Here is an 18,985-nt window from a genome sequence, read left to right as displayed (position 1 = left end):
TTAATAAATATTGGGGAGCATATGGTCTATTGTAGTTTAATAGAGTATCATATATAATATATTTATAGCTTAATAAATGACATAAAGTAGGAGGAATCTGTATGGGGGTTACAATAAAGGACATTGCGAAGGTTGCCCAAGTGTCGGCAACTACGGTTTCTAATGTTATTAATGGAAAGACAACAAAAACTACAGAGGAGACAAAACAAAGAATATTAAATTTAATTAAGGAGCTTGACTATAAACCCAATGCCATGGCTAGGAGTTTGGTTAATGGAGAAACTAAGCTTATTGGGGTTATTTTGCCAGATATTTCTAGTTTTTATTTTTCACGAATAATTAAGGGTATTGAGGAAACGGCAGAGGAACATGGATACAGCATATTAGTTTGTAGTACATATAATGATGCAGAAAATGAACATAAGTATATTAACCTAATGAGAGAGCACTGTGTAGATGGTATTATAATTGCACCTAGTTTAATAAAAGAGAGTTGGCAATTTGAAGATTTATTAAGAATTAAGTATCCTATGGTAGCTATTCATCGTAGTATTAGTAATAGTGAAGACGTTTGCAATGTGTATCTGGATAGTTATAGTGACGGTTATGAAGCAACTAAATGTCTTATTGAATTAGGACATAAAAATATAGGATGTATTAATGGAACACCTTGGTTATTAAATTGTGGAGATGGCATGGAAGGGTATAGACAAGCTATGAAAGATCATAGCTTAGAAATAGATGATGAATGGACATACTCTTCTATGCATGATGTAGAAACTGGTATTAAGGGAGCGGAAAAACTTTTAAATTGTAATAATAAGGTTACAGCCATAGTAGCTTGTTCTGATGTTATTGCTTATGGAGTTTATAAAGTTGCTAATAAGGTTAAGATATCTATACCATATGATTTATCTGTTATAGGTATTGATGATTTGGCTTTTTCTGAAATTATAACGCCAGCGCTTACAACGTTTAAACAACCTATAAAAGAAATGGCTAGGAAAGCCACTGAAGAGTTGATATCTATAATTTTACGACAACCAAGAGAACAATCAGAGTATAGGTATACATCTGAATTAGTTATAAGAGAAAGTGTAGAAAGAATATAGTTTTAATCCCTATCTAATATAGATGGGGATTTTTTATTTGAGTCAGTTGCTTCATATATTTGCCATATATAATATAAAGCTGCATATTATAATTAGTGGATAATTTTTTATTTGGGAGAGAGATATGGGTATAAAGATCTTAATAGTAGAAGATGAAATATCTATAAGTGATATATTGTATACTGCATTAAAAAGTGAAGGATATAATGTAAGATGTGGATTTACGGCTAAAGAGGGAAGACAATTAGTAAAAAATTATAGACCTGATTTAGCTTTGTTAGACTTAAATTTACCAGATGAAAGTGGCTTTGAGCTATGTAAAGAAATTAATAGTAAGTGTTTAATTCCTATTGTAATATTAACTGCAAGAAATGATATAGTAGATAAAATTTTAGGGTTAGAGCTAGGAGCTGATGATTATATAACTAAGCCATTTCATATAAAGGAAGTCCTTGCAAGGGTTAAAACTGCTCTTAGATGTGTAGAAAAATACAAAGTGAAGAGCCAAAGTGAATTTTTAAAAATTTCAAATCGTATAAAAATAAATATAGATAGTAGAATTGTATTAAAGGATGAAGAAGAAGTCAGATTGAAACCGCAGGAATATGATTTGTTTGAATTCTTAGTGAAGAATAGGAATAGAGTATTTTCAAGAGAAGAACTTCTTAATAAAGTTTGGGGATATGATTATGATGGAGATATTAGAACTGTAGATGTTCACGTAAGAAGAATTCGAAGTAAATTAGATAATGAAAATGAGAGATCTCTTATAGATACAGTATTTGGGGTAGGATATGTGATGAGGTAATAATATGAAAATAAGAGTAAAATTTATATTTTCTATACTATCTATAATTATAACTTTTGGAGTAATATTGAATTTATCCATAAGGCATATATTAATTATTAGAATGGAGACATCCATAGGTAATTCACTAAATGAAATTATGTATAGCACTAGAGAAGCTATAAAATATAGACTGCTAGCTATAGATTTAGAGTATGAAAAAGACAGCTTAGTTAAAGAAAGCAATTACTTAAATAGATATATATCATCTAACTTCCAGTGTACTGTAGAAATAAGTGATATAGATGGCAAGGTATTAAGTGAGAACGTAGATGAATCTTTTAGGGAAGTATTAAATAGTGGAAATAAAAATGCTGGATCTGGAGCTGCTATTGTTAATCTTAAATATAAAGATAAAAAACTCTACGGAATTCTGTCCTATCCTATTTTTGTAAATGAAGATAATCTAGGGGTGCTTAGTATAATAAAAGATTATAGTGAGGTTTATGGTGAAAATAATAGAATGCTTTTATTTATAACTGTTGTAGAAGGTATTATATTATTCTTTATATTTAGCTTATGCTTTTTCATAATAACTAAAGTTACTAAGCCTATAATAACATTGACAGAAGGCGTAAAAAAAGTTGGACAAGGAGACTATAGTTTTTATATAGATTCTCATGGAAATGATGAAATAGCTATATTGTCAAGAGAGTTTAATAGTATGAAAGAAAAAATAAAAGAACAAATAAATACAATAAAAGAAGAAAAACAAAAAGTAGAGAAATTAGAGAAAAGTAGAAAAACTTTTTTTGATAATGTGACTCATGAAATGAAGACACCGTTAACTGCTATTTCTGGATATGCAGAGATGATAAATAATGGTATGGTAAAAGAGGAAGCTTTCAAGAAAAGAGCTATAGAAAGAATCTATCTAGAAAGTGAAAGATTGCATCACTTAATTTTAGAGTTAATAGAAATATCCAAGGGATTATCTTGTACTACAGAAGAATTTAAGGATATTAGAATAGATAAGCTTATAGATGAGATAAGTGATGACATGAGTATAAAAGCTAAAAAATACTCTATGGAAATTATAAGAAATTTAGAAAATGGTATAGTATCAGCACAGTGTAACAGGATTAGGGAACTTATTATAAATTTAATTGACAATGGTATAAAGTATTCTAAATTACAAGAGCCTCTTTATATAAATGGAAAAATAGAAGGAAAGAACTATATTCTAGAAGTAGAGAGTATGTCAGGAATTATTTCTAAGGAAATATATGATCATATTTTTGAACCTTTTATAAAATCTAATAAGTTTTCAGAATCTGAAAGTAGAGGACTCGGATTATACCTATGCAGTGAAATTATAAAAGATCATGGAGGTTCTATAGATATTATGAATGGAGAAAAGGTTACTGTAAGAGTAGATATCCCATTAAGTATAAAATAACCTTGTTAATAACTTGGAAATAACTTTACTATACTTGTTAAAAATTTAATCATATATTTATATTAAAGTTATTAAGTAAGGGGTGCTTGAAAATGAAAATAAATAAATTTCTATTGTGTTCTGTAGTTTTTATTATGTTCACTGGTACAATTATAATTGGAGGATGTAAAAATAAAGATAAAGAGATTGTTTTATCTGAAAATGTAGCCAAAGATATTCAAGTTGAGGAAAATGAAATAGAAAAGTATATAAATGAGGGCAATAAGTTTCTAGAAGAAAAAAAATATGTAGAGGCTAGAAAATCCTATGAAGCTGCAATAACAAAAGGAAAGAATGATAAGCAGATATATACAGACATAAAGGATAAATATATAAAGAAAAACAGGTACGATGATGCTTACTATATTATAAAATTAGCTATTGATAATAAGGTTGATACAGAAAATATGCAAAAGATTCTTGCTAATATAAGGGGGAAAATGGAGGGGGTGGAGTTATTTTATGACATATATGAAGATGACCTTTCATTTGATTTACCAGAAGAGGTAGAAATAATTATAGATAACAATAAGATAAAGGATTATGTCCTTTGGGAAAAATCAAAGATAGATATATTAAATCAACCTGGACAATATTCATACAATGGGGTGACAAAGGAGTATGGAAGAAATGTTCATGTTACCTTAAATATAAAAGAGAATGTGTATGATAGTAGAATGGGATATGTGAAAAATATTTACACAGATAATAATATTATTTATATATCCTTCGATGAAGTAGAGTTTTATACTGGAGAAGATGCATTAGTAGAAGCTAAAAAGGATAATAAAGCTATAAAAGAAGAAGATGGAACTTATATAGTTTATGATGACTATTATATTAGAAATTCTGTAGTTGAAACAAAGGTTTATGAAGTATCTAAGAATGTAGCTATAAACTTATTAGCCTATGAGGTAAACCAAGATAATAATACGATTGATTTTCAAACAGTTAATTATGATACTTTTAAAAAGCATATAGATAAGTATAAGAAGGATGCCTCTACGGAAAGAGCTTTACTATGTAAGGTGGATATGAAAAATAATATAGTTGCATTAATTAGTAGACAATATACTCCATAGTAGTGTAAATAAGTATATACTATATGTTACAATAATTAGTAAGATAATAGAATTACATTAATCTTATAGTGATAAGCTATAGCTAATAATAAAGTAAATTTTAAGTTATAAGCCATTATAACTTAAAATTTATTTTGGAAAAGAGGTAGTATATATGAAGTTAATTTCGTGGAATGTTAATGGAATTAGAGCTTGCGTTCAAAAAGGATTTTTAGATTTCTTTAAAGATGTAGATGCAGATATGTTTTGTATTCAAGAAAGTAAAGTTCAGGGGGGACAGATAGAACTTGATTTAGAAGGATATCATCAATATTGGAATTATGCTGAAAAAAAAGGATATTCAGGAACTGCTATATTTACAAAGATAGAACCTATGAATGTATCCTATGGCATTGGAATAGAAGAACATGATAAGGAAGGTAGAGTAATCACTTTAGAGTTTGAAAAGTTTTATCTTGTAACAGTATATACTCCAAACTCTAAGTCAGAGTTAGAAAGACTTGATTATAGAATGGTTTGGGAAGATGAATTTAGAAAACATCTTAAAAAATTAGATGAAAATAAACTCGTGATAGTCTGTGGAGATTTAAATGTAGCTCATAAGGAGATAGATCTTAAAAATCCTAAAAATAATAGAAGAAATGCAGGATTTACTGACGAAGAAAGAAATAAATTCACTGAATTATTAGAATCTGGGTTTATAGATACCTTTAGAAATTTCTATCCTGATTTAGAAGGAACATATTCTTGGTGGTCTTATAGATTTAAAGCTAGAGAGAAAAATGCAGGATGGAGAATTGATTATTTCTGTACCTCAGAAAGATTAAAGAAAGATTTAATTTCAGCTAAGATACATACAGAAATATTAGGTTCAGACCATTGCCCAGTAGAACTTGAAATTAATATTTAACATTTAAAGTAATATTATTCCATAAACTTAAATATAATATATAAAATTATACTTAAGTAAATATGGAGGGGTTACTATGATAATAGATGCTAGTTTAAGAGATTTAAAAATCAAGGGAAGAAAATTTAGAAATCAAGGAAGAACCATGGGAATGATACTTAGAAGTAATGGAGATACTTTACCAATCAGTATTAAACGTTCAGATATGGATAAATTTCTAAAAAGATATGGAGACCATAGTGATGTAACTTTAATGGTTGATGGAGAAAATATTAATACATCTATAATAGAAGTACAAAGAGATCTATTACTTCATTATGCGCATAATGTGCAGTTTAAAGAAATTTAAATTATAGTTTGAAAAATCCCCAGTTAAATTGAGAATTCTCAACTTAACTGGGGATTTTTCTTATTTTAGTACCATTTATGATTAAAGAGGTATTCTTGCAAGAACCATATGTTTATTTTTCATATTATATAACTGTTCCTTAGTGATTTCTTGAATAGTTGTAATCTTAGTTACATTGTGGATCATACCAACTCTAATTTTTGCATCTTCTAAGTCTCTTGCTAATAATGTTCCACAGTATCTAGCATCTTCAGTATCCACATTAAACAAGAATACATTTAATTTCTCTATTGGTACAACGTCTTTCTTTAAAAATTCATCATCAAATTCCACTTCACTATCAAGAGAGATTAAACCTTCTCTAACTATAAGTTTATCCCACCCTTTATATTCACAAAGTCTACCCCATAGTCCTAAATTCATAATGCTTCTTACAGTAAGTTTTACCATCATAAAAATTCACTCCCTCTCAATTTTAACTCTTATATATTTTAATTATTATTGTACCATTATTTTGAAAATTATTCAATCAATTTACTGAGTATTTAAATTATTTATAGTTTGTATATAATATTTATTGATTATACATTAATAGATATATTAAATTTATCAGTAATTATGATTACCAATTTAAAAAGATTTATGTTATTAGGTCTTTGGATATTTATTCTAAAGTTTGTAATGAATATTTTATAATAAGATTTTTATGTATTAGCAATAAATGAGTATAATTAATTATATTAATATTGAAATTAATTATATTAATATAATATACATTTAAAATTAATGTTTTTAATAATAATATTAATTATTTTCAATGTATATATTTACAATTAAAAGAATATGCTGTATAATTTTATTTAGGAGGTGACAAAAATGTATAAGGCATTAACCAGATGTCCTGTTTGTTCAGGAAAATTGAATATAAAAAGGTTACAGTGTGATGAATGTAATACTGTAATTGAAAATAACTTTACTTTCTCAAAATTTGAGAAGTTAAATCATGATCAATTAAGGTTTGTGGAAACTTTTTTACAATATAGAGGAAACATAAAAGATGTAGAGAAGGCATTAGGGATTTCTTATCCAACAGTAAGGGGTAAGTTAGATGAAATAAATGAAGTATTAGGGCTATCTAGTAAAAAACAGCTTGAAATTGATAGGAAACAGGTAATTACAAAGTTAGAAAATGGTGAGATAACTTCAGATGAAGCTATCGAACTTTTAAATAAAATATAAATTAGGGGGAGTAATCATGGAAGATAAGTTAAGAATTTTAAAAATGGTAGAGGAAGGAAAGCTTACAGGGGAGCAAGCAAGTAAACTTCTAGAAACCTTAGAAAAGAACGATGAGGATAAAGTCAAAGGCGAAGATGATGATGAGTTCTTTGAAATACCAAAATCAACCAATGGGACTAGAATGCTTTATATAAGGATTAAATCTCATGATGGAGAAAATGTTAAAGTAACAATACCACTAGAGGTTATAAAAATAATGGCTTCAGCTGGTAGTAATGTAATTGAGAGTATGGACAAATATGATATCAAAATGGATATGATATTAGAAGCTATTGATAAAGGTGTTGTAGGACCAATTGTACAAGTAGATACAGATGAGGGAGATAAAATATTGATAGAAATAGCTTAAAATAATATATTAAGGGGATTTGAGTAAATGATTATCAATATAAAAGAACCAGGGGAAAATAAGAGTAAAAATATATGCATACCAAGGGCTTGTATTTCACTAGGAATATTTGTACTACCTTTAGCATTAAAATCTATGTATAAGAAAAAAAACAATAGTAAAACTAAGGTAGCAATTAATAATAAAGAAATGAAGAACTTAAAACAAGCAATTAAGTATCTTAATAAAAATTATAAAGGCTTAGTTCTTGTGGATATAAAAACCAATGAAGGGGAAAGTGTAAAAATAGTTATATAGGTAATATATGTATGCAATTTAAAGCGATTATCAATTTGATTAAAGTCATTATGTAAAACTACACAATGACTTTAATACCTTTAGATTCAGCATGTTTTATGAAATCCTCTAAATTTACAATGTAACAATTTTTTAAACTAATAGTTTTCAGTGTAGGTATATCAAAAAGTTTAGAATAATCTGATATGTAAGCGTAGGATAGATTCAAGGTTTTTAAATTATTTATAACTTCTATTCCATCTACAATTAAAGGACCTTCTAAACATAGAGAGAATTCCTCTACATTAGGAAAATTTTTCAAAGTTGAAAGCTGAAAATCACTACTAAAGTTAATGGTTAAATTTTTTACATTTGGGAATAATGGCAGACTATTTATAGAATCAGTTTTAGGATATATAAGTTTAAAAGTATCTATTTTATCAAATAAGGCTACTTCACTTAAAACATTTAAGTTGCATCTGTGTATACTTAAAGTCTTTAAATTATACAACTTAGTAATAGGTAAATAATCTAAAATTAATCCATTATCATTAATTTCCAAGGTGTTTAAATTTTCAATATATTCTAAGCCTTTTAGATTAGATACATTTTTTATTTTAAGTATATTTACATTTGAAAGATCAGTTTTATTCAAAGAATTTAGAGAATATAAATTCATACCTATGGCTTTTTTTACAGTAGTGTTAAGGTTAGAATCTTTTATAATTCTCTTAGAATATATGTAATAATTAATTGAAAAGAAAGTACATATAGATAAAATCACTATAATAATTCTTAGATATTTTTTACTATTAAATTCTTTTGTAACTCTATAGATTATAGACATACCTAAAGATAATATAAGAATTATATGACTAGGTATGTATATGTATAATCTAAACAATAAATAATTTAAAATCATGGGAATGGTTATGATATAACTGATAATAATATAATTAGAAGAGTGAAATTCATTAAAATTAGTAATAGTTACAATTACAGTTATACATAATAATACGATCCATGGCAAAGGAAATTTACCATCTAGGACTAGTAGATTTGAAAAGAATAGATGAAATATCATAAAAGCAATGAGAAAACTTATAGAAATAATATACCAAACATTACATTTAGATTCTTTAGGATATAAAGTAATAATATTATTTTTTACATTAGTTTTATAAGAAAAGTTTTTCATTCTGTCCTCCTAGTATAAAGGGTTATAATGTTATATAAATATTATATTTTAAAAATAGTTATATGTAAACGTATAATAGACTTGAGAAAATATAATATTTAACGGCAAATTTAGAGGATTTTATCATAAAAAATATTTAAAACGGAAAATTTTTTTAATAATTATTAATATAAATAAAAATATTTTAGAAAATAGTAGTTTAAGAGATAAATATTATAGTGTAAATATAAAGTTCAATTAATAATTAATAAGTTCACATTTAAATTAATTGAATATTTATTGACTTTTATTTTTTAAAATAGTATATTGAAAATATGTACAATGAAGTACTTAAAGAGCAGTGAAGCTCCATAGGATTATTCCTATGGAGCTTTTTGTGGTTGTTTTTAAGGTAAATTTAATAATGAATTTTCTTTTAATAAACTTACTGCATAAATAGTTAATTAATTTTAAACACTATATTGTAAATAAGATAGTCTTGAAAGGAGTTTAAGATGAACAATTTTAAAATTAAAACTCAGATTTATTTTGGTCAAGGAGCTTTAGAACGGTTAGAGGAAGTAGGAAATAAAAAAGTTTTTGTAGTTACAGATCCTTTCATGGTGAAATCAGGAATGATTAATAACATAACAGAAAAATTAAAAAGTGCTAACATAACTATATTTAGTGATATAGTTCCAGATCCACCTATAGAGCTCATAGTTCAAGGTATAGAAGAGCTTCAGAAAGTTAAGCCAGAAGTGTTGATCGCTCTAGGCGGAGGCTCTTCAATAGATGCAGCTAAAGCAATAATGGATTTTGCGAAGAAAATTACATCTGTTACAGATATGGAATTTATAGCTATCCCAACTACAAGCGGTACAGGTTCAGAGGTTACATCCTTCTCAGTAATAACAGATAAAACTAAGGGAACAAAGTATCCATTAGTTTCAGATGATCTATTACCAGATGTGGCTATATTAGATCCAGAACTAGTAAAAAGTGTACCTGGATCAATTACTGCAGATACAGGTATGGATGTAATAACTCACGCTCTTGAAGCTTATGTATCTACAAATGGTTCTGATTTTTCAGATGCTTTAGCTGAAAAAGCACTTATACTATCCTTTAAATATCTTTTAAGAGCATATAGTAATGGTGAAGATATAGAAGCTAGAGAGAAAATGCATAATGCATCATGTCTTGCAGGAATTGCGTTTAATTCAGCTTCTCTTGGATTAAATCATGGGATAGCCCATGTTCTAGGCGGGAAATTCCATGTACCTCATGGAAGAACTAATGCTTTATTATTACCTTATATAGTTGAATTTAATGCTGACATAATAGGATATGAAAATAATGAGTTTTCTAGAGCTGCTATTAAATATGCTAATATAGCAAAATTATTAGGATTACCTTGTAGTAATGCTAGAGCAGGAGTTAGAAGTCTCGTAAATGAAATTAAAAAATTACAAAAGGAAATGAAGATGCCTACCACTTTAAAAGCTTGCGGTGTATCTATGGAAGAATTAGAAAAGCTTAAAGAAGAAATTGCAAACAGTGCATTATTAGATGCATGTACTGCAACTAACCCTAAAATACCTACTCCTCTTAATGTTATTGAAATTATCGGAAAAATTAAAGAATAACATTAAAAAATAGGTTGACAGTATAAAATTTTGAATATATAATCGAAATATACACAAAGTAGTGTAATGGTTTTAAGCAAAGGGGCTTCTTGAAAATATTATGTTTTCGAGGAGCCTTTATTATTTTTATAAAATTATAGATTTATTTAAGAATAGTTGTTAAAACACAGGTAATACTAAGACTAATAATTTATATGAAAATATTATTTTAGTATTGTCTCTAAATGCAAAGGTAAGGTGAGTATATGAGTGACGATAAGCAAAGGATCATACAGGAGTTTGTTCCAGGGAAACAAGTAACCCTTGCACATATAATAGCAAATCCTACAGAAGAGCTTTATAAAAAGCTAGGTCTTGTAGCAAGCACCAGAGATGCTATTGGTATTTTGACTATAACTCCAAGTGAAGGTTCTATAATTGCTGCTGATGTAGCTACAAAAGCTGCTGGAGTTAATCTTGGATTTGTAGATAGATTTAGTGGTTCACTTGTTATAACAGGAGATATTAGTTCTGTAGAATCAGCATTGAAGGAAGTTACTTCTGTACTTGAAGGATTATTACAATTTACCTCTACAAAAATTACTAAAACCTAGGAGGTAACATGAAAAAAGTAATATTTATAGGAAAGACTGGAAGTGGAAAAACTACTTTATGTCAAAAGATTCACGATTTAGATTTAGAATATAAGAAGACTCAATCGGTAGAAATTTATGATGAGTCTATAGATACTCCAGGAGAATATCTAGAAAATAGATCTTACTACAAAGCTTTAATAGTAACATCAGCAGATGCAGATGTAATTGCACTAGTATATGATTGTACTTCAGAGGAATCGTACATAGCACCAGGTTTTTGTAGTATGTTTGCTAAAGAATGTATTGGTATAGTGACAAAAATAGACATTGCTCAAAATAAAGATAGAATAAAATATGCTAAGGAAATCTTAAATGAGGCTGGAGTATCTAGAATATTTGAAGTAAATACTTTAGATGGAACTGGCATAGAGGAATTAATTAAATATTTAAGTTCATAATATAGAGGAGAATAATTAAATATGAGTAAAAAAATCATAATAGTCGACGATGAGCCTATTATTAGAATGGATATCAGAGATATCTTAGAAGCAGAGGGTTACAATGTAGTAGCAGAAGCTTCAGATGGGTTTAGTGCTGTAGAACTTTGTAAAGAGCATAAACCTGATTTAGTAATTATGGATATACAGATGCCTATACTTGATGGCATAGGAGCTAGTAAAAGAATTAGACTTGAGCATCTTGCAGGTGGAATACTTTTATTGACAGCCTTTAATGATACTGAATTTATAGAAAAGGCTAAAAGTGTAGGAGCATATGGATATCTGGTAAAACCTTTAGATGAAAAATCATTTATACCAACAGTGGAAATGTGCTTAGCTAAAGTAGAAGAATTTGAAGAGTTAGAAAATAACCTGGAGAAAGTTACATCAAAGTTAAATGAAAGAAAATTAATAGAAAAAGCAAAAGGTATACTTATGAAAGAATTAAATTCCGATGAAGAAGAAGCTTACAGATACATTAGAAAATTGAGTATGGATAGAAGGTGCTCTATGATAGATATTGCAAAAACTTTAATAGTGGCTTATGAATAAGATAAAAGAATTATGTAATATTTATACTAATCTTACTGATGAAGATGTTAATAAAATCATAGAAATTTCTAGTTCCATAGAATTAATAGCTAATTTAGAGGAATGTGATGCTTTTATAGATGTGCCATCAAAAAATTCAGAAGAAGCTATAGTGGTTTCAGAAGGAAGAAAAGAAGAATCTATTTATACTAATTCTGTAGTAGGGAAAAAAGCTTTAAGAATTAATGAGCCTGGTGTAATAAGAACTCTAAAAACCGGTGAGGTTTTTAAAGGAGTAAGAGCTTTAACACAAGAAAATAGATTTGTAAGGCAAAAGGTATACCCGATTTATAATAAAGAGAAAATAATAGGAGTAATTATTGTTGAGGATGATATAAGTAATGAGATAAAAGAAGATTTTACTATTCCTAATGATGGCTCTAAAAGCAAAAGACAAAAGACACATCAGCTTATGAACTTGATAAATTCCAATAGATTGATAAATGATAACCTAGAATCTGCCATTTTAGTTTATGATGAAAATGGAATATTAAGAATTAAAAATAGAAAAGCTGATATGATTTACATAGGTAGAGGATATAATGAACTTGAAGGAATGCATTATGATGACTTGTCCTTAGATAATACCCTATTTACTAATATTAATAAAATCTTAGAGATTACAGAAGATAATAAAGTAATAACAAAGGAAATAAAAGTTGGTAATTTTTATTATGGAATAAAAAGAATACTGATTAAGGAAGAAGACTTGAGAGTTATTGAAATAGTTCAAGATATAACAGATATAAAGAATAAGGAAGCTGAAATAATTTCTAAATCTGTTGCTATAAGAGAAATTCATCATAGAGTAAAGAATAACTTACAAACTGTAGCTTCACTTTTACGTATTCAAGGGAGAAGATGTGATAGTGAGGAAGCAAAGGTAAGTCTTCAAGAGAGTGTGAATAGGATTCTAGCTATCGCAGCAACTCATGAACTTTTATCAAAGGATATAAGCGATGAGGTAAAGATTATGAAGGTTATAAATGCTATAGTAGATAATGCTAAAAGATGTTTTTTAAACATTCAAAAGGAAATTAACATAGAAGTATCAGGTGATGATTTTTATATTGATACAGATAGAATTACTGCAATATCTCTTATAATTAATGAATTAATACAAAATTGTTATGATCATGCTTTTAATCATAGGGAATGTGGAACTATAAAAATTATTGTGATTGAGCAGGAAGAGTTTAGAGAAATATCAGTAGCTGACGATGGAGTTGGTTTTGATACTTCCATAGATAAATCTTCTAGCTTAGGAATGTCTATAGTAAAAAACTACATATCTGATAAATTAAAAGGTGATATAGATATATTTTCTAATGATAAGGGAACTAGAATTAAATTTAGATTTCCTATAAAACTTGAATAAAATAGAGCTACATTGAAGTAGTTTGATTTAAGCAAAGAGGCTTAAAGTTAAAAAATTAATTTTCATAGTTATTTGAAATATTAATTTGTAGCTTTAGGCCTTTTTATATTTGTATTTGGAGGTGATTTAATGAGAGAAGAACTTTTAAGTGTTGGAATTGATATTGGAACTAGTACAACTCAACTTGTATTTTCGAAATTAATCATAGAAAACACTGCTTCAAGTTTTTCAGTACCTAGAATATCAATAGTTGATAAAGAAGTAGTTTATAGAAGTGATGTTTATTTTACGCCACTTAAATCTATGACAGAGATTGATGCTGAGAAAGTTAAAGATATAGTGTCTTTAGAATATAAAAAATCTGGTATCAATAAGGATGAAATACAAACAGGAGCTGTAATTATAACAGGTGAAACTGCTAGAAAAGAAAATGCCAATGAAGTACTTCATACTTTAAGTGGATTTGCAGGAGACTTTGTAGTTGCTACAGCAGGTCCAGATCTTGAAAGCATTATAGCGGCTAAAGGTGCAGGAGCTCACATTTACTCCAGTGAACATTCTACAAGTGTAGTTAATCTAGATATTGGTGGAGGAACTACAAATTTAGCTGTGTTTACTAGAGGAGATTTAAAGGAAACTGGATGCCTAGATATAGGTGGAAGACTTATAAAACTTGATAAAGACACAAATAATATAGTATATATTGCTCCTAAAATACAAAACATTATAAATGAAAATAATTTTGATATAAAAGTTGGATATAAAGCAACTAAAGAAATGTTGATACCAGTTATTGATGAAATGGTAAAGCTTTTAGAGGAAAGTGTAGGAATTAGGACTCAAACATCTATCTTTGAAATGATAGTTACTAATAAGTCTATTGCCTTAAATGAGGAGATTAAGTGTATATCTTTTTCAGGAGGAGTAGCTGACTATATATATAACGAAGCTCCTATAGAAGATTACTTTAAGTATGGAGATATAGGAATACTTCTTGGAGAAGCTATTAAAAACTCAGACTTATGTAAAAAATTAAAATTGGTCAGATCAATAGAAACTATAAGAGCAACGGTAGTTGGAGCTGGCTCTCACACTATGGATATTAGTGGAAGTACAATTACATATACCCATGACAATTTCCCTATAAAAAATTTACCAATTTTAAAGCTTAGTTTAGAAGATGAGAATAGAGGTTCTGAAATTTTAGAAAAGGCTATGTCAGAAAAAATTAATTGGTTTAAATATGAAAATGAACTTCAGAGTATTGCCATAGCTCTACATGGAAAGAAGAATCCTTCTTTTGCAGAAATACAAGACATGGCAAAGGGACTAGTAGGTGGTATGAAAGAACTTATTGATAGAAAGCTTCCACTTATTATAATTGTTGAAAATGATATGGCAAAGGTATTAGGTCAGGCTATTTACTCCCTTTTACATCTTGATAAGGATATAGTTTGTATTGATGGTATCAAGGTTGAAAATGGAGATTATATAGATATAGGAAAACCCGTAGCGGAAGGTAAAGTATTACCTGTAGTTATAAAAACATTAGTATTTAATTAACCGAGAGGAGGATTATCATGATTTTAAAAACTAAATTATTCGGAAAAGTATACCAGTTTAATTCAGTAATGGAAGTTATGGCAAAAGCAAACGAAGAGAAATCAGGAGATAACTTAGCAGGAATAGCTGCACAGTCAGCAGAGGAAAGGGTTGCAGCGAAAGTTGTACTTTCTAACCTTACATTGTCTGATTTAAGAAATAATCCTGCAGTACCTTATGAATTAGATGAGGTTACTAGAATAATACAAGATGACGTGAATGAAAAAATATATGCAGAAGTCAAAAATTGGACTGTAGCAGAATTTAGAGAGTGGCTACTAGATGATAATACTACAGGAGCAGATATAAGAAGAGCTTCAAGAGGAATAACATCAGAAATAGTGGCTGCTGTTGCAAAAATAATGTCTAATATGGATTTAGTATACGCAGCTAAGAAAATAAAAGTTACAGCTCATTGTAATACAACTATAGGAGAGCCAGGTACATTATCTGTTAGATTGCAACCAAACCATCCAACAGATGATCCAGATGGAATACTTGCATCTTTAATGGAAGGGTTAAGCTATGGTATTGGAGACGCAGTACTTGGATTAAACCCAGTTGATGACTCTGTAGAGAGCGTAACAAAAGTGTTAAAGAGATTTAATGAATTTAAAGAAAAATGGCAAATACCAACTCAAACTTGCGTACTTGCACACGTAACTACACAAATGGAAGCAATTAGGAAAGGTGCTCCAGCAGACCTTATATTCCAATCAATTGCTGGTTCTGAAAAAGGAAATGAAGCATTTGGATTTACTGCTGCAACAATAGAAGAAGCAAGACAACTTGCACTTAAAGAAGGAACTGCTACAGGTCCAAATGTAATGTATTTTGAAACTGGTCAAGGTTCAGAACTTTCTTCAGATGCACACCATGGTGCTGACCAAGTAACAATGGAAGCTAGATGTTATGGATTTGCTAAGAGATTTCAACCATTTTTAGTAAATACAGTTGTTGGATTCATAGGACCTGAATACCTATATGATGCAAAACAAGTTATAAGAGCTGGTCTTGAAGACCACTTCATGGGTAAGCTTTCAGGACTTCCAATGGGATGTGACGCTTGTTACACAAACCATATGAAAGCTGATCAAAATGATATAGAAAACTTAGCAGTATTACTTGCTACAGCAGGATGTACATACTTCATGGGAATTCCTCATGGTGATGACGTAATGCTTAACTATCAAACAACTGGATATCAAGAAACAGCTACATTGAGAGAGTTATTAGGAGTAAAACCTATTAAACCTTTTGAAGAGTGGATGGAAAAAATGGGAATTATAGAAAATGGCAAGTTAACCAGAAGAGCTGGCGACGCTTCAATATTCTTAGGATAAGGGGGACTACTGATGAACGAACAAGAATTAAAATCAATGGTTGAAAAGTTATTAGGAGAAATGGTAGAAAAATCAGGTAGTACTGACATAGTAAACGAAGTAGCAAATAAAATGAGTGCTGTAATAGGTTCAGTGGATAAAAATGGATGTATTCCAGATATTACAGAAATTGACCTAAAAAAACAACTTTTAGTTGAAAACCCTCATGATAGAGAAGGATACCTAAAAATGAAGGAAAGAACTCCTGCAAGAATAGGTATTGGAAGATCAGGTCCAAGATACAAAACAATAACTCAATTAAGAGTTAGAGCCGACCATGCTGCTGCACAAGACTCCGTATTCTCTTATGTATCTGAAGACTTTATAAAAGAGAATAATTTAATACCAGTAAATACAATGTGTGTTGATAAAGATCAATATATAACTCGTCCTGACCTTGGAAGAAAATTTGACGAAGAAACTACTAAGTTTATAAAAGATAAGTTCTCAGGTCAAAAAGTGTTAGTAGTAGTTGGAGATGGACTTTCTTCTGCAGCTATTGAAGCTAACCTAAAAGATTCAGTTCCTTCAATTAAACAAGGATTAAAAATGTATGGAATTGAAATCGGAGATATATTATTCATTAAACATTGTAGAGTTGGAGCTATGGATGCTATTGGTGATGCAACAGGAGCAGAGGTTGTTTGTATGCTAGTAGGTGAAAGACCAGGTCTTGTTACTGCTGAATCAATGAGTGCTTATATAGCTTATAGACCAACAGCTAACATGCCAGAGGCTAACAGAACAGTTATATCAAACATCCATAAAGGTGGTACTACTGCAGTTGAAGCTGGAGCACATATAGCTGAACTTATAAAGACAATGCTTGATAAAAAAGCATCAGGAATAAACTTAAAAATATAATTTAGGGGGAATTTATTGTGATTAATGAAGCATTACGTCCAACCGTATTAAGCGTTAAAATAATTTCAAATGTAAGCCCAGAACTAGTTAAAAAATTAGAATTACAACCTCATCACAAAAGTTTAGGTATCATTACTGCTGATAGTGATGACGTAACTTACACGGCTCTTGATGAAGCTACAAAAGCTGCTGAAGTTGATGTAGTATATGCAAGGTCAATGTATGCAGGTGCTGCAAATGCATCTACGAAACTTGCTGGTGAAGTTATTGGAATAATAGCTGGACCAAGTCCAGCAGAAGTAAGAAGTGGTTTAAATGCTACTATAGACTTCATGGAAAATGGATCACACTTTGTAAGTGCTAATGACGATAACTCTATAGCTTACTATGCACACTGTGTTTCAAGAACTGGAACTTATCTTTCAAAAGTAGCAGGAGTTAAAGAAGGAGAAGCAATAGCTTATCTTGTAGCTCCACCACTTGAAGCTATTTATGGATTAGATGCAGCTCTTAAGGCAGCAGATGTTGAGATGAAAGAGTTCTTTGGACCTCCAACTGAAACAAACTATGGCGGTGGATTACTTACAGGTAGTCAATCAGCATGTAAGGCAGCATGTGACGCTTTTGCAGAAGCTGTCAAATCAGTTGCTCAACAACCAGTAAACTTTTAGGCGAAGGTTTAGTAGGTGAGTAAAGCATTAGGTCTAGTAGAAGTAAGAGGATACGTTGCAGCAGTAGAAGCTGCAGATTCTGCTCTAAAGGCTGCAAATGTTACTTTGATTGGACTAGAGAAAATAAAAGGTGGAATAACCACTATTAAAATTATTGGAGATGTAGGAGCGGTAAAGGCTGCAGTTGATGCAGCCAAGGCTTCTGTAGAAAGTTTAGGTACTTTTAGAACTGCTCATGTGATACCAAGAGTAGATTCACAAGTTGAAGATTTATTCTTTGAAAGACATAAAAAATCACAAGAGGTATCTAGAGAATCATACAGTGAAAAAAGTGATACAAAAGATAAGGAAAAAATAGAAACTCAAGTTAAGAAAAAAGAAGAGGCTTTAGTCAAGGAAAAAGTGGAAACTTCTGAAGTGGAGATTGTAGAAAAAGTTACAGAAGAAAAATCAGAAGCTAAAGAAGAAAATAAGGAAGAAGAGCCTCAAATAAACAATGTAGAAGAAATTGTAAAAAATGATTTCAAAGATCATATAGATTTTAACTCTATGAAGGTGGAAGAATTAAGAAGATTAGTTAGAACTTTAAAAATTCCGAATATGACAAATAAACAAATTAAATTTGCCAAAAAGGATGTGCTTATTAAAACTATACTAGAATATAACGAAGCAGGTGAAAAATAATGGAACTTACAGATAAAGATTTAGCGTCTATACAAGAGGTTAGAAATCTAATTAAAACAGCTAAAGCTGCTCAAGCAAAATTGGCTAAAAAATCTCAAGAAGAGATTGATAGAATAGTTAAGGCTATGGCTGAGGCTGCTGCAGCAAATGCAGAAAAGCTAGCTAAAATGGCAGTTGAAGAAACTGGATTTGGAATATGGCAGGACAAAGTAATTAAAAATATTTTTGGGTCTACATATATCTATGATTA

At 29.4% G+C, this 18,985-nt stretch carries 21 protein-coding genes and 1 pseudogene; 20 read left to right on the top strand and 2 right to left on the bottom strand.

The window, feature by feature from the left end; all coding sequences use genetic code 11:
* The first annotated feature begins 101 nt into the window (after positions 1-101).
* From B3630_RS16020 to B3630_RS15995, 6 genes are all read left to right on the top strand, one after another.
* Entirely contained in the window at positions 102-1,112 is a 1,011-nt protein-coding gene (locus B3630_RS16020) for a substrate-binding domain-containing protein (RefSeq protein ID WP_346899897.1), read from the top strand.
* A 124-nt stretch (positions 1,113-1,236) separates the two neighbouring features.
* A complete protein-coding gene (locus B3630_RS16015; protein ID WP_346899895.1) occupies positions 1,237-1,920 on the top strand; it encodes a response regulator transcription factor in 684 nt (227 codons plus the stop codon).
* A 4-nt stretch (positions 1,921-1,924) separates the two neighbouring features.
* Positions 1,925-3,358: a HAMP domain-containing sensor histidine kinase gene (locus tag B3630_RS16010; RefSeq protein ID WP_346899893.1), complete on the top strand. Its 1,434-nt coding sequence runs from the start codon at positions 1,925-1,927 to the stop codon at positions 3,356-3,358.
* Positions 3,359-3,450: 92 nt separating this feature from the next.
* Positions 3,451-4,479, top strand: coding sequence for a tetratricopeptide repeat protein (locus B3630_RS16005; RefSeq protein ID WP_346899891.1), 1,029 nt, complete (start codon positions 3,451-3,453; stop codon positions 4,477-4,479).
* Positions 4,480-4,633: 154 nt separating this feature from the next.
* Positions 4,634-5,389, top strand: coding sequence for an exodeoxyribonuclease III (locus tag B3630_RS16000; RefSeq protein ID WP_346899889.1), 756 nt, complete (start codon positions 4,634-4,636; stop codon positions 5,387-5,389).
* A 76-nt stretch (positions 5,390-5,465) separates the two neighbouring features.
* Positions 5,466-5,738, top strand: a complete 273-nt coding sequence (locus tag B3630_RS15995; RefSeq protein WP_346899887.1) for a hypothetical protein — start codon at positions 5,466-5,468, stop codon at positions 5,736-5,738.
* A gap of 81 nt (positions 5,739-5,819) precedes the next feature.
* Here B3630_RS15995 and B3630_RS15990 read toward each other — a convergent pair whose 3' ends face one another.
* Positions 5,820-6,191, bottom strand: a complete 372-nt coding sequence (locus tag B3630_RS15990; protein WP_035130245.1) for a hypothetical protein — start codon at positions 6,189-6,191, stop codon at positions 5,820-5,822.
* Between the two features lie 423 nt (positions 6,192-6,614).
* Here B3630_RS15990 and B3630_RS15985 point away from each other — a divergent pair, with 423 nt between their 5' ends.
* Genes B3630_RS15985 through B3630_RS15975 form a run of 3 tightly spaced genes read left to right on the top strand, consistent with a single transcriptional unit; the run spans position 6,615 to position 7,683 of the window.
* Positions 6,615-6,977 (top strand): DUF2089 domain-containing protein, encoded by a 363-nt coding sequence (locus tag B3630_RS15985; RefSeq protein ID WP_346899885.1) that lies wholly within the window; start codon positions 6,615-6,617, stop codon positions 6,975-6,977.
* 16 nt (positions 6,978-6,993) lie between these two features.
* The gene (locus B3630_RS15980) at positions 6,994-7,386 is read left to right on the top strand and encodes an SHOCT-like domain-containing protein (RefSeq protein WP_346899883.1); all 393 of its coding nucleotides are present in this window, start codon (positions 6,994-6,996) and stop codon (positions 7,384-7,386) included.
* Positions 7,387-7,413: 27 nt separating this feature from the next.
* Positions 7,414-7,683, top strand: a complete 270-nt coding sequence (locus B3630_RS15975) for a hypothetical protein (protein ID WP_346899881.1) — start codon at positions 7,414-7,416, stop codon at positions 7,681-7,683.
* A 58-nt stretch (positions 7,684-7,741) separates the two neighbouring features.
* On the opposite strand, the gene B3630_RS15970 is transcribed toward B3630_RS15975, so the two are convergent.
* Entirely contained in the window at positions 7,742-8,860 is a 1,119-nt protein-coding gene (locus tag B3630_RS15970; RefSeq protein ID WP_346899879.1) for a hypothetical protein, read from the bottom strand.
* 494 nt (positions 8,861-9,354) lie between these two features.
* Here B3630_RS15970 and B3630_RS15965 point away from each other — a divergent pair, with 494 nt between their 5' ends.
* The 11 genes and pseudogenes from B3630_RS15965 to B3630_RS15915 form a co-directional block, all read left to right on the top strand.
* A complete protein-coding gene (locus B3630_RS15965; RefSeq protein ID WP_346899877.1) occupies positions 9,355-10,488 on the top strand; it encodes a 1-propanol dehydrogenase PduQ in 1,134 nt (377 codons plus the stop codon).
* A gap of 245 nt (positions 10,489-10,733) precedes the next feature.
* Positions 10,734-11,081: a BMC domain-containing protein gene (locus B3630_RS15960; RefSeq protein WP_346870155.1), complete on the top strand. Its 348-nt coding sequence runs from the start codon at positions 10,734-10,736 to the stop codon at positions 11,079-11,081.
* A gap of 8 nt (positions 11,082-11,089) precedes the next feature.
* Positions 11,090-11,521, top strand: a complete 432-nt coding sequence (locus tag B3630_RS15955; protein ID WP_035130567.1) for a EutP/PduV family microcompartment system protein — start codon at positions 11,090-11,092, stop codon at positions 11,519-11,521.
* A gap of 21 nt (positions 11,522-11,542) precedes the next feature.
* On the top strand, positions 11,543-12,115 hold the full coding sequence (locus B3630_RS15950; RefSeq protein WP_035130570.1) for an ANTAR domain-containing response regulator: 573 nt from the start codon (positions 11,543-11,545) through the stop codon (positions 12,113-12,115).
* Entirely contained in the window at positions 12,108-13,532 is a 1,425-nt protein-coding gene (locus B3630_RS15945) for a sensor histidine kinase (RefSeq protein WP_346899875.1), read from the top strand. The genes B3630_RS15950 and B3630_RS15945 overlap by 8 nt, the downstream gene beginning before the upstream one ends.
* 129 nt (positions 13,533-13,661) lie before the next feature.
* Positions 13,662-15,095: an ethanolamine ammonia-lyase reactivating factor EutA gene (gene eutA / locus B3630_RS15940; protein ID WP_346899873.1), complete on the top strand. Its 1,434-nt coding sequence runs from the start codon at positions 13,662-13,664 to the stop codon at positions 15,093-15,095.
* A 17-nt stretch (positions 15,096-15,112) separates the two neighbouring features.
* Entirely contained in the window at positions 15,113-16,477 is a 1,365-nt protein-coding gene (locus B3630_RS15935) for an ethanolamine ammonia-lyase subunit EutB (protein ID WP_346899871.1), read from the top strand.
* Positions 16,478-16,489: 12 nt separating this feature from the next.
* Positions 16,490-17,380 carry an ethanolamine ammonia-lyase subunit EutC gene (gene eutC, locus B3630_RS15930; protein WP_346899869.1) on the top strand — a complete coding sequence of 297 codons (891 nt, stop codon included), beginning with the start codon at positions 16,490-16,492 and terminating at the stop codon, positions 17,378-17,380.
* 17 nt (positions 17,381-17,397) lie between these two features.
* A complete protein-coding gene (gene eutL, locus B3630_RS15925; protein ID WP_035130583.1) occupies positions 17,398-18,051 on the top strand; it encodes an ethanolamine utilization microcompartment protein EutL in 654 nt (217 codons plus the stop codon).
* Between the two features lie 15 nt (positions 18,052-18,066).
* Positions 18,067-18,735 carry a BMC domain-containing protein gene (locus B3630_RS15920; protein WP_346899867.1) on the top strand — a complete coding sequence of 223 codons (669 nt, stop codon included), beginning with the start codon at positions 18,067-18,069 and terminating at the stop codon, positions 18,733-18,735.
* Positions 18,735-18,985: pseudogene (locus B3630_RS15915) on the top strand (acetaldehyde dehydrogenase); the annotation flags it as partial. The gene B3630_RS15920 and the pseudogene B3630_RS15915, both read left to right, overlap by 1 nt.

It is taken from the genome of Clostridium sp. UBA7503 (assembly GCF_002477055.1).
Taxonomy (GTDB): Bacteria; Bacillota; Clostridia; order Clostridiales; family Clostridiaceae; genus Clostridium_J; species Clostridium_J sulfidigenes.
Note: the sequence above shows the minus strand (reverse complement) of the source record. Positions and strands in the feature narration are given on the sequence as shown.